Below are 24,128 nucleotides of genomic sequence, written 5' to 3' on the forward strand. Positions count from 1 at the left end.
ATGCTTAATGATTATCATTGTCAATGAAGTAAGTGAATAAGTGTTTTATAAAATAAAGCAGGTAAAGCTCGGATTTATTTTATAAAATATACAAGGAAGGTGGTTATGGTCTTTTATATTATCGGCATTCTTTATGCCACCTTTATGATTTCTGTCGGTATTTACGAGATTAATCTGGATACGGGAGAAAGCCAGGAAACTTTTTATCGGATATTACTGGTGTTCTCAGGTAGCATAATAGTCGTTGCCTTTATATGGAGCCTGTTACATCGGCTGAAAGGCTCGAAAAAATAAAGAGAAGAGGCTGCGCAAAAGTTAATCATTCGCATTTCTCTTATTAACTGAATTACTAAAGTTAAAGCATCCGGCCTAGGGCGGGAGATTTTTTTATGCCCAAAATCGGTCGATGTAAATCCAGCCGTCGCTAAGTGAGTACGACATGCAAAATGAAAAACAAGACGTTGCCTTGAAGTCTATGGTGGCCAGCGGGTTACTTTCGGTTGGTAAATTTGTCGTGGGCATATTTACCGGTAGTATTGGTTTGATTTCTGAGGGAATTCATTCTCTGACGGACTTTATTGCTACAACTATTACCTGGTGTGCGGTGCGCGTGAGCGATAAACCTGCCGATGAAGATCACCATTTTGGTCACGGAAAGGTCGAGAATATGGCGGCTCTGTTTGAGATTCTACTGTTGGTAATGGCGGCGGGCTGGATCGCCGTCGAGGCATGGAAACATTTCTGGGGGGAAACTCAGCCCATTATCGCTGCGCCAGCGGTTATTGCGACGTTGCTTATTGCAATGGTGATTGATTTCTACCGGGTTCGCGCGTTAAGACGAGTTGCAGCGGAAACAAATAGCGCTGCGCTAGAAGCCGGAGCGTTGCATTTTCTCTCCGATATGATGTCGTCCGGAGTGGTGTTGCTGGGCATGGTATTTGTTTTATTAGGCTATCCAAAAGCCGATGCGGTAGCGGCTATGGTAGTCGCGCTGTTTATTCTGGTGACGGCAATCAAATTAGGAAAACGCTCGTTTAATACCTTAATTGATACCGCGCCCGAAGGAATACAGCACGAAATTACCGGTTCATTGACGCGTTTCCCGGAAGTGCTTGGCGTAGCTAAATGCCGGGTGCGCGATGCCGGAGCTATGCTATTTATCGAAGTGACTATCGTAGTATGCAGAACGTTATCTTTGGAACGTATCGATCGGTTAAAAAGGCATATTTCCGAACAATTGGTGGCGGATTATAGCGAGGCTGAAATAACCCTATTGGCTACGCCGAAGAAAAGAAGCGATGAAAATATGGCGACTCATTTACGGGTTATCGCCGCCAATAATGACGTAGCCATTCATAATTTAACTTTGCAGCAGTTAACTAGCCATACCTGTATTAGCCTGGATTTAGAAGTGCCAGCGCATTTCAGCGTGACTCAGGCCGACGTGGTGGCTAAAGCGATGAAATCGGCTATCCGTAACGATTTGGGCAGAGAAACTGAAGTCGATATTCATATTGAACCGCAGATAAACTACTTGCTCAGCACGGAAGATGTAGCGGAAGAAGAACTGACGATGATTAGCGAGGCTTTACAGCGTTTAACGCAGCAGGACAGCATTTTGCGAGGGATTCAGGATGTCAAAGCGCGAAATACCGACGTTGGTATCGTAGTCAGTTTCAATTGTATCGTGCTGCCTTTTATTTCTGTGATCAAGGCTCACACCGCCATCGATAATATCGAAATGAAGCTGCGCGCACTTTATCCCACCATTTCCCGCGTTGTGGGTTACGTTGAGCCGACACCGGTTAATCCTGCTCCGGCAATAATGGCCACCCCGATCCCCGTCGCTCCCGTGCCTACGACATAAAGTTCAGCAATTATTGCTGTGCATGGCTGTGTGCCGATGGCGCGTTTTACGCGATTAACCGTCAGACAGCCGATATTATTCATGACGGTTTCTGGACAGGAAAGCGGTGACTAAAAGCGTCATTCTCGGCGGGCGATGGGAAATTGTGCAAACGAAGGGCGATACTGCGGCCATATTGTGGCATAATGCGCGCCGAATCACATATTTCTAATATTGATCTCCCCCTATTCAGTAATCCAATCGAGAGCAAGCTCTGTGCTAAGTACTAACAATATCACCATGCAATTCGGCAGTAAGCCGCTGTTTGAAAACATCTCTGTAAAATTTGGCGGCGGCAACCGCTATGGTTTGATCGGCGCTAACGGCTGCGGCAAGTCAACCTTTATGAAAATCCTCGGTGGCGATTTAGTACCGAGCGCAGGCAACGTATTCCTCGATCCAAACGAGCGTTTGGGTAAATTGCGTCAGGATCAGTTCGCCTTTGAAAACAATACCGTACTCGACACCGTGATCATGGGTCATGGCGAGCTGTGGGAAGTGAAAGAAGAACGCGACCGCATTTACGGTCTGGCCGAAATGAGCGAAGAGGACGGCTATAAAGTCGCCGATCTGGAAGTTGCCTACGGTGAAATGGACGGTTACAGCGCAGAAGCCCGAGCAGGTGAATTATTACTTGGCGTAGGTATTCCGGTAGAACAGCATTATGGCCTGATGAGCGAAATCGCACCGGGCTTTAAACTGCGTGTGCTATTGGCGCAGGCGCTGTTCTCCAACCCGGAAATTCTGCTGCTCGATGAGCCAACCAACAACCTGGATATCGATACTATCCGTTGGTTAGAGCAGGTGCTGAACGAACGTAGCAGTACCATGATCATTATTTCCCATGACCGTCACTTCCTGAACATGGTGTGTACCCACATGGCGGATTTGGACTACGGCGAACTGCGGGTTTATCCAGGTAACTACGACGAATATATGACTGCGGCCACTCAGGCTCGTGAACGTCTGTTGTCTGATAATGCTAAGAAAAAAGCGCAGATTTCCGAGTTGCAGTCTTTCGTTAGCCGCTTTAGTGCCAACGCCTCCAAATCTAAACAGGCGACTTCCCGTGCCCGTCAGATTGATAAAATTCAGTTGGATGAAGTTAAGGCCTCAAGCCGTCAGAACCCGTTCATTCGCTTCGATCAGGAAAAGAAACTGTTCCGTAACGCGCTGGAAGTGGAATCTATTACTAAAGGTTTCGACAACGGCCCGTTGTTTAAAAATCTGAAGCTGATGGTGGAAGTTGGCGAGAAGGTCGCGATTCTGGGCCAGAATGGTATTGGTAAAACCACATTGCTGAAATGTCTGGTTGGCGAGACTGAACTGGATTCCGGCAGCGTTAAGTGGTCTGAAAATAGCAAAATCGGTTATTACGCGCAGGATCATGCCAGCGATTTCGACATTGACCTAACGGTCTTCGACTGGATGAGTCAGTGGAAACAGGAAAAAGACGACGAGCAGGCGGTTCGCAGTGTTCTGGGTCGTTTACTGTTTAGCCAGGACGATATCAAGAAGAAAGTTAAGGTGCTGTCTGGTGGTGAGAAGGGCAGAATGCTCTTTGGTAAGCTGATGATGGAGCGTCCAAATATTCTGATTATGGATGAACCAACTAACCACCTGGATATGGAATCCATTGAAGCGTTGAATATGGCGCTGGAAATGTATGAAGGTACTTTGATCTTCGTTTCCCATGACCGCGAATTCGTTAGCTCACTGGCGACTCGTGTGATTGAAATGACTCCAGGCAAAATCCACGACTTTACCGGTAACTACGAAGACTATCTGCGTAGCCAAGGTATTCAGTCTTAATTAATATCGATTAGCGCTGAAATTAAAAAAGGCTGGTGCAAATGCATCAGCCTTTTTGTTTTCTGGCGTAGCCTAACGCTTAGTTTTTACCGCAGACTTCGCAGTGAGGTGCTTTCGCCAGCTTGATGGTGCGGAATTCCAGCGTCATGGCGTCCAGCATTAGAAGCCTACCACGGCGTACCTCGCCGTAACCGCTAAGCAGCTTAATGGTTTCCATTGCCTGTAAACTTCCTATAGTGCCGACCAATGGGGCCATGACGCCGGTTTCCACACAGGTGAGGGGGGTATCACCGAACAAACGACTCAGGCAGCGATAGCACGGCTCATCGTCCTGATAGGTAAATACGCTGATTTGCCCCTCCATTCGAATCGCCGCGCCGGAAACCAGTGGCTTTTTCTGAACAAAGCACAGGCGGTTTAGTTGTTCGCGAATTGCCAGGTTATCCGTGCAATCCAGGACTAAATGATGATCGGCGATAGCGGCTGAGAGCTGCGAATCATCCAGTTGGCGATCCAACGTAGCCACGCTCAAATGCGGATTGATTTCTTCTAAAGTCAGGCGCGCAGACGCGACTTTGCTCATGCCGATCCGGTCATCCCGATGCAGAATCTGGCGCTGTAAATTTGATAAAGACACGGTATCAAAATCCAGCAGCGTTAAATGCCCAACGCCCGCCGCCGCCAGATATTGCGCGGCGGCGCAGCCTAAACCGCCTAGCCCGACGACCAAGACGCGTGAGGCTTTAAGCTTTTCCTGACCGTCGAAATCGAAACCGCGCAGGACAATTTGCCGGTTGTAGCGCAGCATTTCAGCATCTGAAAGTTCCGGCAGCATATCAGCCTCCCAGCAAGCCGTTAAATAGCTCTATGTCTACGCTTTCTCCAACGGCGACCGAACCTCGATCCCGTTCTAAAACGATAAAGCAGTTGCCTTGGCTGAAGGCGCTGAAAACATGCGAGCCTTGATGCCCGGTGGAGCTGACCTCCAGCTTACCGTCGGCACCGCGGGAGAAAATCCCACGCTGGAAATCCAGTCGTCCCGGCGATTTTTTCAATGGCGTAATCGCCGTTGCAGTCAGGCGTAGCGGCGGTTGCCATGAAGTCTGTCCGGCCAGTTTAGCCAGCAGCGGTTGCACCAGTTGATAGAAAGTCACAACGGCAGAAACCGGGTTACCTGGCAGGCCGCAGAACCAGGCGTTCTTCAGTTTGCCGAAAGCGAAAGGTTTACCCGGTTTGATTGCCAGTTTCCAGAAGCCGATGTCGCCCAGTTCTTCTAGCATTTGTTTGGTGTAATCCGCTTCACCTACGGAAACACCGCCGCTGCTGATTACCAAATCAGCCGCTTCATCAGCCTGGCGGAAGGCGTGGCGCAAAGCTTCCTGATCGTCTGGGATCACACCTAAATCGATAACCTGACAACCCAGTTGTTGTAGCATTAAATGTACGGCAAAACGGTTGGTATCGTAAATCTGGCCTTCTGCCAGCGGTTGGCCTACGGCCTGTAGCTCGTCACCGGTAGAAAATATGGCGACTTTCAACTGGCGCATGACCTGCAATTTGGCAATGCCGAGGGAAGCTAACAGGGGCAGTTCGGCTACGCCCAGTTTGACTCCTGCGGGGAACACGCTGGCACCTTGCTGGATATCTTCCCCCGCCAGGCGAATATTTTGCCCAGCTTTTACCGGGGCGGTGAATAACACGCCTTGTTCACTTACGCTGGCCTGCTCTTGCATAATGACCGCGTCGGCACCGCTCGGAACCGGCGCACCGGTCATAATACGAATGCAGCTGTTGGCGGGCCATTCACCGTGGAATGGCGACCCGGCAAAGGCTTTCCCAGCGACGGACAACGCAGTTTGGGCATTCACCTCATGACTGCGTACGGCGTAACCGTCCATTGCCGAATTGGCGAAAGGAGGAACGTTAATGGGGGAAGTCACTGGGCTGGCGGTAATCCGGCCTGCGGCATCTGTCAGCGGAATATTTTCCGTCTCTGTGAGCGGAGTAACCTGCGACAGCATTTTTTTCAGCGCCTGTTCCAGAGAAATTAAATCCGAGGTGTTACAGTGATCCATGCTGGACTCCGTGGTCAGGACATTCCGGCGGGTAAGTCAGTCACCGGCGGTAAAATATCCAATCAAAAAGGGTGAGGGCGGCTATTATGGCAGAGATCGACAAGAGGGTGAATGAATTGACCGGCAAAGGGACCGGCGACGTCACACTCGGAGCAGCGCATCAGGGGATAAACGGGAGCACATATGAATAGCCAACAGATTCTGGATTTCTGGTTTAATGAAATAGACCCGGCATTCTGGTTTACAAAAAGCGATGATTTCGATGCTTTGCTACACAAACGTTTTGGCGCGGTCTGGCAGGCGGCGTCCAAGGGCGAACTGGCGGAATGGCGACAAACTATCGACGGGCGACTGGCAGAAATCATCGTTTTGGATCAATTTAGCCGAAATTTATTCCGCGATACGCCCGCTTCTTTCTCCTGCGATGGTATGGCCCTGGTGCTGGCGCAAGAAGCCATTCATACTGGCTTAACCGGGCAATTAACGCCGGAACAGCGCGGGTTCCTCTATTTGCCGTTTATGCATTCGGAATCACAGAAGATACATCAGCAGGCTTTAGTGTTGTATACCGAGCTTAATAATGGCGACCAGTTGGAGTATGAGCTGCGGCATAAAGCAATTATCGACCGCTTTGGGCGTTATCCACACCGTAACCATATTCTCGGGCGAGTTTCCAGCGCGGAAGAACAGGCGTTTCTTCTGCAGCCAGGGTCTGGCTTCTAAAAATGCCACATCAGAACCTGGCTATTACGAATATAAGATGGCTAGGTTCTTATTTATTTTAGTGATGCTTAAAAAGCAATTTCCGCAGCCATCCTTTATTCTCCTGTTCTATCAGGAATTTTTTAATAGAAAACACATTGGCGTCGGAGTGCCAAATTTGGCCGCGATCGCTACTTCAGTATTACAGCGTTTCTTAAAACATACCGCTTCGTATTCACCATGTTCATTGATGGCATGATCAAGTGCGAAGAAAATAAATGGTGATAAAAATAACGTTCGTCATGTTAGTTAGGTGTTTATGAAGGAATATTTATTGCGATTGAAAATAATGAGGCGTAATTCAATAAAACCAATAAACCCGAGGGGCTATAAGCAGGATTGGCCAATAAAATGGCAAAAATAAATTAATATTTATCGCCTAGGGGAAGGGCATTGAAACGAAATATAATGACAGAGGAGGAATGATTAGTTGGGGAATAAAAATTATTCCCCAATGGAGCGACTTAGTTATGCAGATACTCAGCGTGGAAGCGCAGATGATCTTCAATAAATGTCGCTATGGTGAAATAGCTGTGATCATAACCAGGCTGAATGCGTAGCGTGAGCGGCCAGTCTTTTTGGCGCGCGAGTTCCGCCAGTTTGGCTGGTTGTAGCTGATCGGCCAGGAATTGATCGCCATCGCCCTGATCGACCAGAATCGGCAGCGGCTGGTCACTGTTAAACAGTAAATGACAACTATCATATTGCAGCCATTTTGTTTCATCTTCACCAAGATATTCTGTGAATGCTTTACGCCCCCACGGAACCTGACAAGGATTAACAATAGGAGCAAAGGCAGATACTGACTGATATTGCTGTGGATTACGCAATGCCAGCATTAAGGCGCCGTGGCCGCCCATTGAATGTCCGCTGATAGATTGCCGTTCGCTAACGCTAAAGTGTTGGCGAATTAACGCCGGTAACTCTTCGCTAACATAATCGTACATACGAAAATTCGCTGACCAGGGTTTCTGAGTGGCATTCAGGTAGAAACCTGCTCCCTGACCCAAATCGTAGTTTTCGTCATTCGGTACGTCTTCGCCGCGAGGACTGGTATCCGGCATCACCAGTACCAATCCCAGCTCGGCTGCAATACGCTGCGCGCCGGCTTTCAGAGTAAAGTTTTCGTCGTTGCAAGTCAGGCCAGACAGCCAGTACAGCACCGGCGGCGGATTATCATCACGCGGTGGTGGCAGATAGATGCTGAATGTCATGTTGCAATTCAGGCTGCGGGATATATGGCGATAACGCTGCTGCCAGCCGCCAAACATCCGATGCTCTTCGAGAAGTTCAATTGACGTATGCATGTCTGCTCTGCCTCCTGGCTTTATTTATTAAAGTGAATCACGCTGCGAATAGATTTACCTTCATGCATTAAATCAAAGGCTTCGTTGATTTGCTCCAGACCCATAGTATGAGTAATAAAGTCGTTCAGCTGGAATTTACCGTCTAAATATTGCTGCACAATGCCCGGCAACTGGGAGCGTCCTTTTACGCCGCCAAACGCAGAGCCACGCCATACGCGGCCGGTAACCAGCTGGAATGGACGGGTGGAAATTTCTTCACCGGCACCGGCTACGCCGATAATCACCGATTCGCCCCAGCCTTTGTGGCAGCATTCCAGCGCCGAGCGCATAACATTAACGTTGCCAATACATTCGAAGGAGAAATCTACGCCGCCGTCGGTCAGCTCCACGATCACGTCTTGAATCGGTTTGTCATAATCTTTTGGATTAATCAAATCCGTGGCGCCCAGTTTGCGGGCCAGATCGAATTTACTGGTGTTGAGATCGATACCAATAATACGACCTGCGCCAGCCATCTGTGCGCCGATAATGGCGGACAGACCGATGCCGCCCAGGCCAAATATTGCCACCGTATCGCCCGGTTGTACTTTAGCGGTGTTCATTACCGCACCCATGCCGGTGGTGACGCCACAGCCTAGCAGGCAGACTTCTTCCAGCGGCGCTTCTTTATTAATCTTCGCCAGCGAAATTTCCGGTACGACGGTTAATTCGGAGAAAGTCGATGTGCCCATGTAATGGAAAATAGGCTGACCATTTTTAGAGAAGCGGGTAGTACCGTCTGGCATCAAACCCTTGCCCTGAGTAGCGCGAATCGCCTGACACAGGTTGGTTTTGCCGGAGCGACAGAATTTGCATTCCCCACATTCTGGGGTGTACAGCGGAATGACGTGATCGCCCACGGCGACGCTGGTGACGCCTTCGCCCACGGCCTCAACAATACCGCCGCCTTCGTGGCCTAAAATCGCCGGGAAGACGCCTTCGGGATCTTTGCCAGACAGGGTGTAAGCGTCGGTATGGCAAACGCCAGTGGCGACGATACGCACCAGCACTTCGCCTTTTTGCGGTGGCATCAGGTCCACTTCTTCAATGGATAGCGGCTGGTTCGGCCCCCATGCGACGGCGGCGCGGGTTTTGATCATCTCCATGGTGTTGCTCCTCGGTTTTTCACGATAGTGTTATGTAAATTGACTTTTTATGTATACTATTTGTTGCGTTAACGTTTTAAGTTACGGGTTTTGCAGTGGTTTCAATTTGCTCAATAATCAGCTCTTTCAGTGCGCGAACGTTCGGGCTGAAGGCATCTTTTCGCCAGATAAGCCAGGTGGCGGTATCGGCAAATTCAGGGGGTAACGGGTGTACCCGAACCCGTTCGTGGCCGGGTAGTAATGCCAGTACTGAATGGGGTATGAGCGCCAGACCGGCACCGCTGGCAACGCAGGCCAGCATGGCGTGATATGACTGGATTTCCAGAATAGTGCCAGGCAGCACGCCAGCCTGTCGAAACCATGACTCCAGCCTTAAACGGTAGGAGCAACTGGGGCGGAAGGCAAATAGGGTTTCATCCACAGCGTCTTTGGCCTGACTGATCGGCGGGTGATCCAGGCATGAGATGATCACTAATTGTTCTTCGAAAGATCGGCAGCCATGTAGTTCTTCATGGTGAACTGGACCATCGACCAATGCCGCAGCCAGCGTACCGGCGCGTACCTGTTCGATAATTTCGCCGGAAGTGCCGGTGTTCAGCGATAGTGAAACCTGAGAATAGCTTTGATGATAAGCGGCCAGTAAGTTGGGTAAACGCGTGGCTGCGGTGCTTTCCATCGATCCCAATGGAAAATTGCCCGCAGGCTCACCGGCATGGGTAATACGCATGGCTTCTTCACTCAACGCCAGAATACGGTTGGCGTAACAGAGAAAATTATGGCCCATCGGCGACAGGCGCAGACGCTGCTTTTCACGGATAAACAGATCGGTACCCAGCTCAACCTCAAGCTGGCGCAGGCGGGTGGTTAGATTCGACGGCACGCGATGCATCTGTTCCGCCGCTCTGGCTACCGAACCGGTTTCCGCTACGCAGCAAAACATGCGGAGTTGGGTTAAATCCATTACTGTTCTCTTTTTGTGATGAACTTCATGAGTATTATTCATTTTTTGTGATTCTAATGCTGAGGCATGATATTAGCAACTTTCTTTTAACCGGCAGTTTGGGAACAGGCAGAACAGAGTCATGGCGTTAAGAATCGCTTTAAGTGGGTTTCTGGCATTAGTGGTAGCAATGGGGATTGGCCGATTTGCTTTTACGCCGCAGGTTCCTCTCATGATAGCTGAACATCAGTTCAGCCTGACCGGCGCGGGGCTGGTGGCGGCATTCAACTATCTGGGTTACCTGTGTGGTGCCTACGATGCGATGCGAGCCAATCGTTACGTTGAGCGTCGCCTGTGGCTGGGCGTATGGGGCGCAGTGACGCTGACATTGCTCTCCGCCGTAATAGAAGGCCCGTGGTGGCACGGTGTGGTGCGTTTCGCTATCGGTTGGGCCAGCGGCTGGTCAATGGTGTTGGTGGCAGCATGGACTAATGAGCGACTGGCGCACTATGGTCGCCCGGCTTTTAGCGCTGCGGTGTTTGCCGGGCCGGGAGCGGGTATTTTTATTAGCGGTATACTGGCCGTTGTGATTCATAGCTACGGGTTAACGGCATCGCAGGCTTGGCTGGTTTACGGTGTGTTGGCGCTGGTGCTGATTGGCGCGATCAGTATCAACTTACCCAGAGCAGGGGAGTTACATCGCCCGCAGGTAGCGGCGGAACCGTTGATTTTGACGCCTGCGCTGAAGCGTTTGGTCTGGAGCTACAGTCTGGCCGGTTTCGGTTATATTTTGCCGGCGACGTTTCTCTCACAAATGGCGGCCGCGCGTTTTCCAGACAGCCTGTTCGCTCAGTTTGTCTGGCCGGTTTTTGGTGGTGCAGCCGTGGTTGGTATTGGCTTAGGCATTTTGACGCGTCGTTGTCTGACGACTCAAACTCGTCTGGCATTGACGCTGTGGGTGCAGGCATTAGGGGTTCTGTGCGCTGAGTTAGTGCCGGGCGTGAGCGGTTTGGCTCTCGGCGCGATGTTGACCGGCGGCGGTTTTCTCTGTGTGGTGCAGCTATCTTTGCAGCACGGGCGAGAGCTGGCACCGAATCACACGCGCTACATGGCCGGTTTGCTCACCACGGGCTATGCCGTTGGGCAATTAGTCGGGCCAATGCTGTCTGCGACCTCCACGGCGTTAACTCACCGGCTAGAGCCTGCGCTGTATGTTGCGGTCGTCGCCCTGATTGTGGCCGGGGCTTTGGTGTTCAATACGGCGGCGCGCGCCGGAGAAAAAACGACGGGATAATTCGGGGAGATAAAGCATCTGAAACCGCTGTGGATAAGGGCATATTGCCCTTATTTCATCATGATATGAAACACAATCACTGGATAATCTGCACGCTCTCATCTAGAGTGGGGCACAAAATCCGGACGTGATCTGCATCAATGTTTATTCCCGCCGGGTGCGTAAGCCTGTTGGAGAGAAGAATGTCATCGCTAAGTAAAGAAGCAATATTGGTCCATGCTGCATTGGAAGCCCGTGGTCTCGAAACCCCGTTACGAGGACAAGTGTTAGATTCTGAAACGCGCAAACAGCGCATTCAGGAGCATATGACAGAAATTATGCAGCTACTGAATCTCGATCTGTCCGATGACAGTCTGGCCGATACCCCAAGACGCATTGCCAAAATGTATGTGGATGAGATTTTCTCTGGTCTGGATTACGCCAATTTCCCTAAAATCACCGTCATTGAAAACAAAATGAAAGTGGATGAGATGGTCACGGTTCGGGATATCACTTTGACCAGCACTTGTGAACATCATTTTGTCACTATCGATGGTAAAGCCACCGTTGCCTATATTCCGAAAGACAGCGTGATCGGTTTGTCGAAAATCAATCGTATTGTGCAATTCTTTGCCCAACGTCCGCAGGTACAAGAACGTTTGACTCAGCAAATTTTGCTGGCGTTGCAAACTCTGTTAGGCACCAATAATGTGGCTGTGTCCATTGATGCGGTGCATTATTGTGTTAAAGCACGCGGTATTCGTGATGCAACCAGCGCGACCACCACCACCTCTTTGGGCGGGCTATTTAAATCCAGCCAGAACACCCGGCAGGAATTCCTGCGCGCGGTGCGCCATAGCAGCTAATTCCTTTATTGAACGAGACGGCACGCTAAAGTGCCGCTAAACAGGATGTCGAGTATGCGTCAACGGATCGCAACTTTGGACAGCGCGAGAGGGTTGGCCATTCTTGGCATTCTTCTCCTCAATATCAGCGCGTTTGGTCTGCCTAAGGCCGCCTATCTCAATCCCGCTTATCTGGGAATGCCTTCGCTGTCTGATGCCTGGACGTGGGCAATTCTGGATATTTTTGCTCAAGCCAAATTCTTATCGATGTTCGCTATTCTATTCGGCGCAGGTATTGAATTGCTGTTGCATCGGGGGAAAGGGTGGATACAGGCGCGGCTGTCTATTTTGCTACTGCTAGGATTAATTCACGGAATTTTTTTCTGGGACGGCGATATTCTGCTGGCCTATAGTCTGATCGGTTTAGTTTGCTGGCGAATGATTCGTGATGCTAAAAGTGCTGAAAGCTTATTAAGAACCGGCGGAGTGTTGTATCTGATTGGCGTCGGCGTTTTGCTATTACTCGGTTTTATCGTCACCGGCGAGCCAGGGCAGTTTTGGATGCCGGGACCGGCGGAATTACAGTACGAACAGTTCTGGAAGCTACAGGGGGGCCGTGAGGCGTGGATAAATCGCGTTGATTTATTGTCTTCCAATTTGATAGCAATCGGCGCGCAATACGGCTGGGAACTGGCCGGCTTTATGCTCTTTGGCGCAGGATTAATGCGCAGCGGCTGGCTGCGTGGGCAGTTTAGTTTGCTGCACTATCGCCTACAGGCCGCGTGGATGATACCGCTTTCACTGGTCATTCAAATCCCGGCTATCGCTCTGCAATGGCATCTACAATGGGAATATCGCTGGACCGGATTTTTGCTGCAAGTGCCGCGGGAACTGGGCGCGCCGCTGCAAACGCTGGGTTATCTGGCGTTGTGTTACGGTTTTTGGCCCAGTTTGTCCCGCCTGCGTATCAGTCACTGGTTAGCCAACGTTGGGCGTATGGCGCTGAGCAACTATCTGCTACAAACGCTGATTTGTATCACCATTTTCTACCGTTTCGGTCTGTATCAGCAATTAGATCGCTTGCAATTATTAGCGGTGGTTCCGGCTGTTTGGTTATGTAACCTATTGTTCTCTAACCTATGGTTATCCTGTTTCAAACAAGGGCCGCTCGAGTGGGCGTGGAGAAGGTTGACCGCACAGGCCTGTGGACAGGTGGCAGAGAGCACTGATAGTAAGAAGTAATCTACTTGATGAATAAACTGAAGCTGGTTAGTTAAAAATTTGTATGTAAGCGTTTTCTTTCCTGTGACGTATTTCACGTAGTCGCAACCCTAAACTGGTTAGGATAAGTGCCAATATCGGCAGTATGCAGAATGAATGCGCTGCCTTCCTCACCACAGGGCGATGTTTCTATGGCCACAGTCAATTCCATTACTATTCGTGATGTTGCCAAACTGGCTGGCGTTTCTCTCGCTACGGTATCCCGAGTGCTGAATAAAAGTGCGGCGATCCGTCCGGCCACGCAGGCCGCAGTGATTAAAGCGGTGGCCGAGCTGGGGTATCGCCCCAATGCCAATGCTCAGGCACTCGCGAACCAAAGTAGTGACACCATTGGCGTGGTGGTCATGGATGTCTCCGATCCCTTTTTTGGCGCCTTGGTCAAAACGGTCGATACCGTAGCGCAACAGCATGATAAGTATGTATTAATTGGTAATGGCTATCATCAGGCTGACAAAGAGCGCCATGCTATCGAAGTGCTGATCCGCCAGCGCTGTAATGCTTTGGTGGTTCACGCCAAAGCGTTAGATGATGCGGAACTGATCGCTTTTTTGGATCAAATTCCCGGAATGGTATTAATAAATCGAATCATTCCCGGCTACGAATCACGCTGCGTTGGGCTGGATAACGTTAGCGGTGCGCAAATGGCCAGCCGATTACTGTTGAAACACGGCCACAGACGCATTGGTTTTCTTGGTTCTAACCACCCCATTGACGATGTGATTCAGCGCCAGCACGGCTATATTCAGGCTTTGGAAGCAGCAGGGGTTTACCCGCAGGAGAGTTGGCGTACCTACGCTACGCCGGATTTGGCCGGTGGAGAAACGGCGATGATCGATTTGCTGAGTCGCAATCTCAATTTGAGCGCGGTTTTTGCCTACAACGATTCTATGGCTGCCGGGGCGCTGGCGGTGCTAAAAGAAAACGGTATCATCGTCCCGGAGCAGTTTTCCCTAGTGGGTTTTGATGATATTCCTATTGCGCGCTATACCAGTCCAAAACTCACCACGGTCCTCTATCCTATTGTTTCAATGGCAATTTTAGCTACTGAATTAGCCCTCTCCGGTGCCAGTCAATCGCGAGAGGATAATGCCAGCTATTGCTTCCAGCCGACGTTGGTTCCGCGTCACTCCGTTACTTCCTGCCAAACTGTGGCATCGCTCACTAGTTGAGTATTTATTATTGTGTAACCGTTTTCAATCTGTGAGAAAATTCACAGATTATTAACAAAGCCCCGTCTATGCTTTATTCGTTTTCTCTCTGCCTGGATCGCAATTTTACCGCTGAGGTAAGGCAAATTACCGGTAATGACCCCGCAGATAGTGTGATGTTGTTTTGCCTTCACTCGCGGTAAGCGGTGCTTTCTCGGGAAACTGACCGTTAAGCACTGATATGTTCGCTGGTGGCAGGCTACTTACACAGCTTTTTCGGAGTTGAGTGAGGTCAAGGACGATAGATATTCAGTTGTCAGCTGCTCTGACCGATGGTTTCGATTATCGCTAAGGCAACGGTGTTATCACCCTGTACTACCCTACATAAACCCGGAGATACAAATGAATAAGAAGGTTTTCACTTTAGCCACTCTGGCCGCTAGCATGCTGTTTGGCGCGGCCGCTCAAGCAGATACCCGCATTGGCGTCACCATTTATAAATACGATGACAACTTTATGTCGGTTGTGCGTAAAGCCATTGAAAAAGAAGCCAAAGGTTCGCCTGACGTCACGCTGTTGATGAATGATTCTCAGAATGACCAATCTAAACAAAATGACCAAATCGACGTATTGCTGGCGAAAGGCGTGAAAGCGCTGGCAATCAACCTGGTTGATCCTGCGGCGGCTCCGGTCGTGATTGATAAAGCCCGCGCAAACGATATCCCGATCGTGTTCTACAACAAAGAACCTTCTCGTAAGGCTTTGGATAGCTACGATAAAGCTTATTACGTGGGTACTGATTCTAAAGAATCCGGTGTGATTCAGGGCGAACTGATAGCCAAACACTGGAAAGCCTCACCGGCGTGGGACCTGAACAAAGACGGCCAGATTCAGTATGTACTGCTGAAAGGTGAGCCGGGCCATCCGGATGCAGAAGCGCGTACCACTTACGTGATTAAAACGCTGAATGATAAAGAAGGCATTAAAACTCAGCAGCTTCAATTAGATACCGCGATGTGGGATACCGCGCAGGCGAAAGACAAGATGGATGCCTGGTTGTCTGGTCCTAATGCCAACAAAATCGAAGTGGTTATCGCGAACAACGATGCAATGGCAATGGGCGCGGTTGAAGCCTTAAAGGCGCACAACAAAACCAATATTCCAGTATTTGGCGTAGATGCATTACCGGAAGCATTGGCATTGGTTAAATCCGGGCAAATGGCCGGTACAGTGTTGAACGACGCGAATAATCAGGCAAAAGCTACCTTTGATTTAGCAAAAAATCTGGCCGCAGGCAAAGACGCGACTGACGGTACTAAATGGAAAGTGGAAAATAAAGTTGTGCGAATTCCATACGTGGGCGTAGATAAAGACAATCTGGCTCAATTTACCAAATAAGTATTTATTACCTGCTGCTCCGTTTCGCTCAGGGGGGCCGGGCGGATCAGCGGGTTTTATCAGGTATCCTTATTTTAAAGCGGTTTTGATCGCCAATGATGCGAAGCCGTTTTTTAGCCAGGTGTAGCTATGGCCGATATTAATACAGCACAGCCGCGCGAGTGGTTGCTGGAAATGAGTAATATTAATAAATCATTTCCGGGCGTAAAGGCATTAGATAACGTTAATTTAAAAGTCCGACCGCATTCTATCCATGCCTTAATGGGAGAAAACGGTGCCGGTAAATCAACGCTATTAAAGTGTCTGTTTGGTATCTATAAAAAAGACTCTGGCAGCATTATCTTCCAGGGCGAAGAAATAGAATTCAAAAGCTCAAAGGAAGCTCTTGAGCATGGCGTTTCAATGGTACATCAGGAATTAAATCTGGTATTACAACGTACGGTGATGGATAACATGTGGCTGGGGCGTTATCCAACCAAAGGTATTTTTGTCGATCAAGACAAAATGTACAAAGATACCAAAGCGATTTTTGATGAATTAGATATTGATATCGACCCGCGTGATAAAGTGGCTACGCTATCGGTATCGCAAATGCAGATGGTCGAAATAGCCAAAGCTTTTTCCTACAATGCCAAAATCGTTATTATGGATGAGCCAACGTCGTCACTAACGGAAAAAGAAGTGAACCATTTGTTCACCATTATCCGTAAATTAAAAGACCGCGGCTGTGGCATTGTTTATATCTCTCACAAGATGGAAGAGATATTCCAGCTGTGTGATGAAATTACTATTTTACGCGATGGACAATGGATCGCCACCCAGCCGCTGGTCGGCCTGGATATGGATAAGATTATCTCGATGATGGTCGGGCGCTCTCTGAGCCAGCGTTTCCCCGATCGGCAAAATAAACCCGGCGAAGTTATTCTGGAAGTTAAAAATCTGACTTCACTGCGTCAGCCTTCAATTCGCGATGTGTCCTTTGATCTGCATAAAGGGGAAATTCTCGGCATTGCCGGTTTAGTGGGGGCGAAACGCACGGATATCGTCGAAACGCTCTTTGGCATTCGCGAGAAAATCAGCGGAACCATCAAACTACAAGGTAAATCCATCAATAATAACAGTGCCAACGAAGCGATTAATCATGGCTTTGCGTTGGTTACGGAAGAGCGCCGTTCTACCGGTATCTATGCGTATCTGGATATTGGTTTCAACTCCTTGATTTCTAATATTCGTAATTATAAAAATAAATTTGGTCTGCTGGATAATAGCCGGATGAAAAGCGATACCCAATGGGTGATTGATGCCATGCGGGTAAAAACTCCCGGCCATAGAACCAGTATTGGCTCACTTTCCGGCGGAAATCAGCAAAAAGTGATTATTGGCCGTTGGTTATTGACTCAACCAGAAATATTAATGCTGGATGAACCGACGCGCGGTATTGACGTTGGGGCTAAATTTGAGATTTATCAGCTCATTACCGAACTGGCGAAAAAAGGAAAAGGGATAATTATTATTTCATCCGAAATGCCAGAGCTGTTAGGGATCACCGACAGAATTCTGGTTATGAGCAACGGTCTGGTTGCGGGAATTGTCGAAACGAAGCAAACCTCGCAAAACGAAATATTGCGTCTTGCATCCTTGCACCTCTAATCTAGTTGAAGGTTCTTATTATGAATGCGTTAAATAAGAAAAGCTTGCTCACTTATCTTAAAGAGGGCGGGATTTATGTAGTTTTGCTGGTGCTGCTGGCAATTATCATTTTCCAAGACCCAACTTTTTTAAGTTTGATGAATTTAAGTAATATTTTAACTCAGTCCTCAGTACGTATTATTATCGCGTTGGGCGTTGCCGGGTTAATTGTGACTCAGGGTACGGATTTATCCGCCGGACGACAGGTCGGTTTGGCTGCGGTCGTTGCCGCGACTATGTTACAAGCGATGGATAATGTGAATAAGGTTTTCCCTGATTTACAAACCGTACCTATTCCATTCGTTATTTTAACTGTCTGTCTGATTGGCGCAATTATTGGTTTGGTTAACGGTATTATTATCGCCTATTTAAACGTCACGCCGTTTATTACCACTTTGGGCACCATGATTATCGTTTATGGAATCAACTCCCTGTATTACGATTATGTGGGCGCCTCTCCAATTGCCGGCTTCGATCCTGCGTTTTCCTCATTTGCTCAGGGATTCCTGCGATTCGGTGATTTTAAACTCTCATACATTACGTTTTACGCATTGATTGCTATTGGCTTTGTTTGGGTGCTGTGGAATAAAACTCGTTTCGGTAAAAATATCTTCGCCATCGGTGGTAATCCAGAGGCGGCAAAAGTTTCTGGGGTTAACGTTCCGCTAAACTTAATCATGATTTATGCATTGTCCGGGGTGTTTTACGCCTTCGGCGGGATGCTGGAAGCGGGACGTATCGGCAGTGCCACCAACAACCTCGGTTTTATGTATGAATTGGATGCCATCGCAGCCTGCGTGGTTGGCGGCGTATCCTTTAGCGGCGGGGTAGGTACGGTCTTCGGCGTGGTCACCGGGGTTATTATTTTCACGGTCATTAACTACGGTTTGACCTATATCGGCGTAAACCCTTACTGGCAGTACATTATTAAGGGCGGAATCATTATCTTCGCCGTGGCGCTGGATTCACTGAAATATGCCAAGAAGAAATAAAGGCTAATTGAAAGACGGTCTCGATTAAGAGAAAAGCCAGTCAGGAGTCATCCGGCTGGCTTTTGTTTTTTTATACAGTTTATGGCGACTGAGATTCTTGGTTCTGGCGCCGCGAGGGACGCTTCGGCGGCATACGCCACTTCGATTCCCTCGCCGCACTCCCCCGTTACTACCTCGGTTGTTCAACACCCAGGTGCGGCACGCTCGCGGATCAGGTTATTTCTCTCGCTTATCAGCTGCCAGCTTATGTTCCAGTTCGACCAATTGTTCCGGTGATACCGCAGGATAACCCTGAGCATCATCAGGCACGATATGCACAGCCGGAATAGGAATCAGTGGCCCAAGAAAACGCGGCTCGCGCTTCAAAATATAGAGGTCAGTCAATGCACCCAAGCGAGCAAAAATCTCTCTGACTCGCACCGAAAGCATATTTTTCGGTGAAGGAACCGCATAGCACTGCGCCTGAATCCCCATGTGCATGGCTATAAACAGCGCGCGTTCGCAGTGGAAACGCTGCGTGACGATAATAAAATCGTTGGTGTCGAATACCTTGCGGGTGCGAACGATAGAGTCCAGCGTGCGGAAACCGGCATAGTCCAGCACGATATCCGCAGGAGCCACGCCAGCGGCAATAAGATCTCGTCGCATGGTCATCGGCTCATTATAACTTTGCTGCGCATTATCGCCGCTTAACAGCAGGTAGTTTACCTTGCCGCTGTTGTAGGCGTTAATCGCCCCTTGAATACGGTAAAGGTAAAACTGATTGATGACGCCGGTACGATAATATTTTGCCGTTCCCAGCACCACGCCGACCTGACGATGAGGTAATTGTTGAATTTCATCATAGATATAGGGGGCGGTTTTCCAACTAATCCAACGATCGAGCACAATAGCCGACGCCATCAGCAATCCTGCGATGATAAATAAGCTGAAAATCAGGCGTTTCCACATTCTCGGGCCTTGGTTGCGTCGATGCTTGGGGTTATCTGCAAGGCTACTTTACCTGATACGGCGGCGCAAGACGTGACGAGGGCAGTTAAGCTGATTTTTGTCATTAAAAAGCAAGGATTTCTCTAACTGGATAGAGATTAACCTGCCCGAGGGCAGGTTGAGGTAAAACTAGAATGAGGTACGCTTGTAGGTTCGGTACTGAGGCTGCCAATAATTATGTTCGATAGCCTGCGCCAGTGCGTTATCAGAGGTGACGGTCGCCACGCCCTGTAACTGTGCGGCTTTACCCACCTGCATCGCAATACTCTTGGAAACAGCCTGAATATCATCGATATTCGGTAGTAAAGCCCCTTCACCGTGAATAGCCAGCGGAGAACAGTCGGCCAATGCGCGGCTGGCGGCCATCAGCATGCCATCGGTAACGCGACGGGCACCGGATGCTAATACGCCCAAACCGATACCCGGGAAGATATACGAGTTGTTGCACTGAGCAATAGGGTAAATAGTCTCTTTGTAGCTGACCGGCGCGAACGGACTCCCGGTGGCGACCAAGGCTGCGCCGTTCGTCCAGTTCAGAATATCTTCCGGACGCGCTTCTACCCGTGAGGTTGGGTTCGACAGCGGCATCACGATAGGGCGCGCACAGTGGCTGTGCATCTCGCGGATCAATTCTTCAGTAAACAAGCCCGGCTGGCCGGATACGCCGATTAATACCGTTGGCTTGGCGTGACGAACCACGTCCAGCAGTGAGATAGCATCGTTTTTCAAATCCCAGTTTTGCAGATTTTCGCTTTTCTGCACCAGCTTGCTTTGGAAATCCAGCAGGTTTGGCAATTTATCTGTCAGTAAACCGAAGCGATCGACCATAAACACGCGGCTGCGAGCTTCTTCTTCACTTAAGCCTTCGGACATCATCTGCGCGATAATCTGTTCTGCGATCCCGCAGCCCGCGGAACCTGCTCCCAGGAAGGTGACGGTTTGATCCCGCAATTGACTACCGGCGGCACGGCTGGCGGCAATCAGGCTGCCCAGCGTCACGGCGGCGGTGCCTTGAATATCATCGTTAAAGCAGCAAAGCTCATCGCGGTAACGGTTTAGCAGTGGGGTCGCGTTTTTCTGGGCAAAATCTTCAAACTGCAATAATACGTTTGGCCAGCGGCGTTTGACGGCCTGAATGAATTCATCGACAAATTCGTAATATTCGTCGCCGGAAATACGCGGATGACGCCAGCCCATATACAGCGGATCATTCAGGCGTTGCGGGTTATTGGTGCCCACGTCCAGCACTACCGGCAGGGTATAAGCCGGGCTGATACCGCCACAAGCGGTGTACAGAGACAGTTTTCCGATGGGAATTCCCATGCCGCCGATGCCCTGATCGCCCAGACCTAAAATACGTTCACCATCGGTCACAACGATGACTTTAACGTTTTGTTTGGTGGCGTTTTGCAGCATATCGTCAATGCGATCGCGGTTCGGATAGGAAATAAACAGCCCGCGAGCTCGGCGATAAATATCAGAGAAATGCTCACAGGCTTCCCCGACCGTTGGTGTGTAAATAATGGGCATCATTTCGCTCAGATGCGCTTCCAACAGGCGGTAAAACAGGGTTTCGTTGGTATCTTGAATATTGCGCAGATAGATGTGTTTATCATCATCATTTTTGAAGTCTTGGTACTGGCGATACGCTCGCTCAGCCTGTTCTTCAATAGTTTCAACTGCTTCAGGTAACAGTCCATGCAGGTTAAAGTGGCTGCGCTCGTCGTCAGTAAAGGCGCTGCCTTTATTCAATAAGGGAAATTCCAACAGAATCGGCCCTGCGTAGGGAATGTACAGCGGGCGTTTACTTTCGTATTCAAGTTCCATGAGTTTTACTCTTAAGCGTTATCGGATAGCCGTTACTGACTCCGATCCTAAGAGATAGGGAAAATATGTACAGCATTTGTTAGCAATTTATAACAATTGCCAACAGAAATGAGAGTTAAAGAGCAAAAATCAGCGTGGTAGTGATTTTAATTGGCGCGAATAATGGCGCTTATTAAAGCGCCTGATTACTTTAACTGTTAATTAATTACACAACTCATATTTATTAAACATTAGCACTCATTTTGCTTATTTATATGCGTTATGGGAGTTTGTAACAGTGAGTTCTATGCGCTGGCCGTATGACACTTCCAGCGTATTGCCATCGGGATCGGCAAAATACGCCCAATAACCGACGGGTTCACCGGAATCTTGCGGTGCAGATCGCAGACAACCCTCTACTCTGGCCAGAGCAACCAATTCATCGACTCGTGCTCGACTCGCGCAGGCAACGCCGAGGTGTCCGAAAGGCCCTAACGCTGTGTCTTTTAGCTCCGGAGATTGCACTAGAACGATAGCAAAGGGGCGACTGTGATCGGTCATCCATGCTACTTCCATACCGGGTTTGCCTCCTGCCCGACGGTGAACCAGGGTCATTCCGGCGTAGCGCTGATAGAAATCCAGACTGATATCAATATCTTGCACCACTAATGCAATGTGGCTTAGCCCTAAATCGAGCGAATGATTGGTATCGATTACAGTGGTTGTCATAAGTATTTCTCCGGTTAATAACTTGAGGTTCTCTTAACCGGTCAAATGATTCATTATTCACTCAATGATTGATAATCGATATTTTATCTAGTGAGTATTCATTACATGAATAATTTGCGTGCCATAGATCTTAACCTGCTGGTTATATTGGATGTTTTGCTCAGTGAACGGCACGTATCCCGAGCGGCTACGCGGTTGCACATGAGCCAACCAGCAGTGAGCCACGCGCTGAATCGGCTACGTTATTTGCTGGATGATCCGTTGCTGGTGCGTGCGCCCGGTGGTTTTCAGCTTACCCGTCGGGCGCTTGAGTTAGTTGAACCTTTGCAGCAGGTCCTGGAGCAGGTTCGACAATTGGTAGGTTCTGCTCAATTTGTTCCAGCGCAGGCTAGCCAAAGCTTTCGCATGGCGTTATCTGATTATGGTGCAGCCATTGTGCTGCCGGGGTTGCTTCAGCGGTTACGCCAGCAGGCTCCGGGCATCGATCTGGTGGTGGTGCAGCTCAGCAGGGAGCAGATGGTTGAGCAAGTGCTTGCGGGGCAGTTAGATCTGGCGCTGGGTGTGTTTCCCCATTTGCCCGCTGGGTTAAGCAGTTGCAGGCTATTTGAAGAACATTTTGTCTGTGTTGCTGATGCGAATCATCCATTGGGGAATGAAAAGCGCCTAACGCTAGATGATTATCTGGCTCAGCCGCATTTGCTGGTTTCTATGCGTGGCGAAAGTGCGGGAGAAGTGGAGGCGGCACTGACGGAATTGGGCCTTCGACGACGGATTGCCGCAATTATGCCGCACTTTCTGGTGGCACCGCAGGCGGTGGTGGGGACGGATTTACTTTTGACGATCGCCAGCCGGGTCGTAGCGACTCAGCCAGAATCAATGAGGCTACAACGCCTTGAGCTGCCTTTTGTCGTACCGAGCTTTGATTTTGTGCAAATCTGGCATCCACGTAATAGTCACAAGGAAGATCAGCGTTGGCTGCGGCAGCAGGTGGTGGAAAGTCTCTGAAAACGAGCGCCCCGGCGAGGAAAGAAAAATCCGGGGCGGTTAAAGCGGTTAGAAAGTCGCGCGGCGAACGTCCGTGCAGCCGATAGCCGCCAGCGTGGCCTGAGTTGCATCCCACTGGCTTAATACCGGCGTTGCAGGTTCAGCCAGAACCGCGCGGCGCACAGTCAGACAATCGCTACCGGACATATTCATCAGAATCAGCGAGGCCTGAAGTGGAGGCAAGCTTGGGTTAAAAGCGGCATTTTCCGCATAGCGTCCGGCGAAAATTGCCCCCTTTGTATCTTCCAGAGCGACGCCGCTGTGCGCCTGGCTATAAGGTGCATGGCTGCGGTTAGCGGCCTCCAGAGCGGCCTGAGCCAAAGCGTCGCTATCATTAAGGTGATAACCGTGATCGACCGAATCCATCAATAATGTGCTGATTTCCAGATCGTTAGGGCCAAATGAATCAGGCAGATAGTCACCAAGCGTTGCCGCTGGACGACCTGGTAGATGGATATGTAAACCGGTGCCGCTGTTTAATTCATTCATAAACTGACGACAATGACCGCACGGAGTGTAATTTACGGTAATGGAGACTAAACCGCCTTCTCCCCGCAGCCAGGCGTGGGTAACGGCACACTGTTCGGCGTGAATGGTTTGTTGCAGCGGTGCGCCGTTGAATTCCATATTGGCACCGAAATACAGATTGCCGCTTTTACCGCGAGCGATTGCCCCTACTTTAAAATGGGATATCGGCGTGAGTGAGCAGGCGGCAGCCAGCGGTAACAGGGCGAATGCCAGTTCTGCATCATTCAGCCCACTGAGAGTTTTTACCGTTTCGACTTCTGCGGCGGTAAGCATTGCAGGGAAATGATCGTTGCTCAGCAGTGGCTCCAGGGCGGATTGCAATGCTGTTGGCAGCTCTGCCAGTGGGGCGCGAAAACGTGCTTGCATAGAAATTCTCTCCAATATTAACGGGAAACTATTTTAGGCAGCTTGCGCAGTCTTAATTGTGATGCGGATCTCGTTGTATATGAAATTTATGC

21 protein-coding genes are annotated in these 24,128 nt (G+C 49.6%); 12 read left to right on the forward strand and 9 right to left on the reverse strand.

The window, feature by feature from the left end:
• Positions 1-105: 105 nt before the first annotated feature.
• The 3 genes from ACQ4OC_RS00510 to ACQ4OC_RS00520 all read left to right on the forward strand — a co-directional run bounded on the left by ACQ4OC_RS00510 (position 106) and on the right by ACQ4OC_RS00520 (position 3,718).
• Positions 106-294 carry a hypothetical protein gene (locus tag ACQ4OC_RS00510; RefSeq protein ID WP_064512703.1) on the forward strand — a complete coding sequence of 63 codons (189 nt, stop codon included), beginning with the start codon at positions 106-108 and terminating at the stop codon, positions 292-294.
• A gap of 145 nt (positions 295-439) precedes the next feature.
• The gene (locus ACQ4OC_RS00515) at positions 440-1,867 is read left to right on the forward strand and encodes a cation diffusion facilitator family transporter (RefSeq protein ID WP_064512705.1); all 1,428 of its coding nucleotides are present in this window, start codon (positions 440-442) and stop codon (positions 1,865-1,867) included.
• A gap of 255 nt (positions 1,868-2,122) precedes the next feature.
• On the forward strand, positions 2,123-3,718 hold the full coding sequence (locus ACQ4OC_RS00520) for an ABC-F family ATPase (RefSeq protein ID WP_071889709.1): 1,596 nt from the start codon (positions 2,123-2,125) through the stop codon (positions 3,716-3,718).
• Positions 3,719-3,797: 79 nt separating this feature from the next.
• On the opposite strand, the gene moeB is transcribed toward ACQ4OC_RS00520, so the two are convergent.
• A complete protein-coding gene (gene moeB / locus ACQ4OC_RS00525) occupies positions 3,798-4,553 on the reverse strand; it encodes a molybdopterin-synthase adenylyltransferase MoeB (RefSeq protein WP_162975173.1) in 756 nt (251 codons plus the stop codon).
• A 1-nt stretch (position 4,554) separates the two neighbouring features.
• The gene (gene moeA / locus ACQ4OC_RS00530; protein ID WP_064512711.1) at positions 4,555-5,793 is read right to left on the reverse strand and encodes a molybdopterin molybdotransferase MoeA; all 1,239 of its coding nucleotides are present in this window, start codon (positions 5,791-5,793) and stop codon (positions 4,555-4,557) included.
• A gap of 183 nt (positions 5,794-5,976) precedes the next feature.
• Between moeA and ACQ4OC_RS00535 the strand changes: the two genes are divergently transcribed.
• Positions 5,977-6,516, forward strand: a complete 540-nt coding sequence (locus ACQ4OC_RS00535) for a DUF924 family protein (protein ID WP_064512713.1) — start codon at positions 5,977-5,979, stop codon at positions 6,514-6,516.
• Between the two features lie 503 nt (positions 6,517-7,019).
• Here ACQ4OC_RS00535 and fghA read toward each other — a convergent pair.
• From fghA to ptrR, 3 genes are all read right to left on the reverse strand, one after another.
• Entirely contained in the window at positions 7,020-7,862 is an 843-nt protein-coding gene (gene fghA / locus ACQ4OC_RS00540) for an S-formylglutathione hydrolase (RefSeq protein WP_120805960.1), read from the reverse strand.
• Between the two features lie 20 nt (positions 7,863-7,882).
• Positions 7,883-9,007, reverse strand: coding sequence for an S-(hydroxymethyl)glutathione dehydrogenase/class III alcohol dehydrogenase (locus ACQ4OC_RS00545; RefSeq protein WP_064512716.1), 1,125 nt, complete (start codon positions 9,005-9,007; stop codon positions 7,883-7,885).
• A gap of 76 nt (positions 9,008-9,083) precedes the next feature.
• Positions 9,084-9,968, reverse strand: coding sequence for a putrescine utilization regulator PtrR (gene ptrR / locus ACQ4OC_RS00550; protein ID WP_430970836.1), 885 nt, complete (start codon positions 9,966-9,968; stop codon positions 9,084-9,086).
• A 121-nt stretch (positions 9,969-10,089) separates the two neighbouring features.
• Between ptrR and ACQ4OC_RS00555 the strand changes: the two genes are divergently transcribed.
• The 7 genes from ACQ4OC_RS00555 to mglC all read left to right on the forward strand — a co-directional run bounded on the left by ACQ4OC_RS00555 (position 10,090) and on the right by mglC (position 18,573).
• Positions 10,090-11,241 carry a YbfB/YjiJ family MFS transporter gene (locus tag ACQ4OC_RS00555; RefSeq protein ID WP_064512719.1) on the forward strand — a complete coding sequence of 384 codons (1,152 nt, stop codon included), beginning with the start codon at positions 10,090-10,092 and terminating at the stop codon, positions 11,239-11,241.
• A gap of 182 nt (positions 11,242-11,423) precedes the next feature.
• Positions 11,424-12,086 carry a GTP cyclohydrolase I FolE gene (gene folE, locus ACQ4OC_RS00560; RefSeq protein WP_049596613.1) on the forward strand — a complete coding sequence of 221 codons (663 nt, stop codon included), beginning with the start codon at positions 11,424-11,426 and terminating at the stop codon, positions 12,084-12,086.
• Between the two features lie 54 nt (positions 12,087-12,140).
• Entirely contained in the window at positions 12,141-13,307 is a 1,167-nt protein-coding gene (yeiB, locus tag ACQ4OC_RS00565; protein WP_120805962.1) for a DUF418 domain-containing protein YeiB, read from the forward strand.
• A 170-nt stretch (positions 13,308-13,477) separates the two neighbouring features.
• Positions 13,478-14,515 carry an HTH-type transcriptional regulator GalS gene (gene galS / locus ACQ4OC_RS00570; protein ID WP_064518199.1) on the forward strand — a complete coding sequence of 346 codons (1,038 nt, stop codon included), beginning with the start codon at positions 13,478-13,480 and terminating at the stop codon, positions 14,513-14,515.
• Positions 14,516-14,896: 381 nt separating this feature from the next.
• Positions 14,897-15,892 (forward strand): galactose/glucose ABC transporter substrate-binding protein MglB, encoded by a 996-nt coding sequence (gene mglB, locus ACQ4OC_RS00575; RefSeq protein ID WP_064512723.1) that lies wholly within the window; start codon positions 14,897-14,899, stop codon positions 15,890-15,892.
• Between the two features lie 129 nt (positions 15,893-16,021).
• A complete protein-coding gene (gene mglA / locus ACQ4OC_RS00580; protein ID WP_430970837.1) occupies positions 16,022-17,542 on the forward strand; it encodes a galactose/methyl galactoside ABC transporter ATP-binding protein MglA in 1,521 nt (506 codons plus the stop codon).
• Between the two features lie 20 nt (positions 17,543-17,562).
• Positions 17,563-18,573 carry a galactose/methyl galactoside ABC transporter permease MglC gene (gene mglC, locus ACQ4OC_RS00585; RefSeq protein WP_049596609.1) on the forward strand — a complete coding sequence of 337 codons (1,011 nt, stop codon included), beginning with the start codon at positions 17,563-17,565 and terminating at the stop codon, positions 18,571-18,573.
• Positions 18,574-18,789: 216 nt separating this feature from the next.
• Here the strand turns inward: mglC and sanA are convergent, their stop codons facing one another.
• The 3 genes from sanA to ACQ4OC_RS00600 all read right to left on the reverse strand — a co-directional run bounded on the left by sanA (position 18,790) and on the right by ACQ4OC_RS00600 (position 22,098).
• Positions 18,790-19,524 carry an outer membrane permeability protein SanA gene (gene sanA, locus ACQ4OC_RS00590; protein ID WP_064512726.1) on the reverse strand — a complete coding sequence of 245 codons (735 nt, stop codon included), beginning with the start codon at positions 19,522-19,524 and terminating at the stop codon, positions 18,790-18,792.
• Between the two features lie 168 nt (positions 19,525-19,692).
• Positions 19,693-21,390 carry an NAD-dependent malic enzyme gene (locus tag ACQ4OC_RS00595; protein ID WP_120805965.1) on the reverse strand — a complete coding sequence of 566 codons (1,698 nt, stop codon included), beginning with the start codon at positions 21,388-21,390 and terminating at the stop codon, positions 19,693-19,695.
• A gap of 246 nt (positions 21,391-21,636) precedes the next feature.
• Positions 21,637-22,098 (reverse strand): VOC family protein, encoded by a 462-nt coding sequence (locus ACQ4OC_RS00600; RefSeq protein ID WP_430970838.1) that lies wholly within the window; start codon positions 22,096-22,098, stop codon positions 21,637-21,639.
• Between the two features lie 105 nt (positions 22,099-22,203).
• Between ACQ4OC_RS00600 and ACQ4OC_RS00605 the strand changes: the two genes are divergently transcribed.
• Positions 22,204-23,103: a LysR family transcriptional regulator gene (locus tag ACQ4OC_RS00605; RefSeq protein ID WP_430970839.1), complete on the forward strand. Its 900-nt coding sequence runs from the start codon at positions 22,204-22,206 to the stop codon at positions 23,101-23,103.
• A 48-nt stretch (positions 23,104-23,151) separates the two neighbouring features.
• Here the strand turns inward: ACQ4OC_RS00605 and cdd are convergent, their stop codons facing one another.
• Complete coding sequence (gene cdd, locus ACQ4OC_RS00610) at positions 23,152-24,036, reverse strand: cytidine deaminase (RefSeq protein WP_064512734.1); 885 nt, start codon at positions 24,034-24,036, stop codon at positions 23,152-23,154.
• Positions 24,037-24,128 lie beyond the last annotated feature (92 nt).

It is taken from the genome of Yersinia sp. J1, from assembly GCF_050586585.1.
GTDB classification, from domain to species: Bacteria; Pseudomonadota; Gammaproteobacteria; order Enterobacterales; family Enterobacteriaceae; genus Yersinia; species Yersinia entomophaga.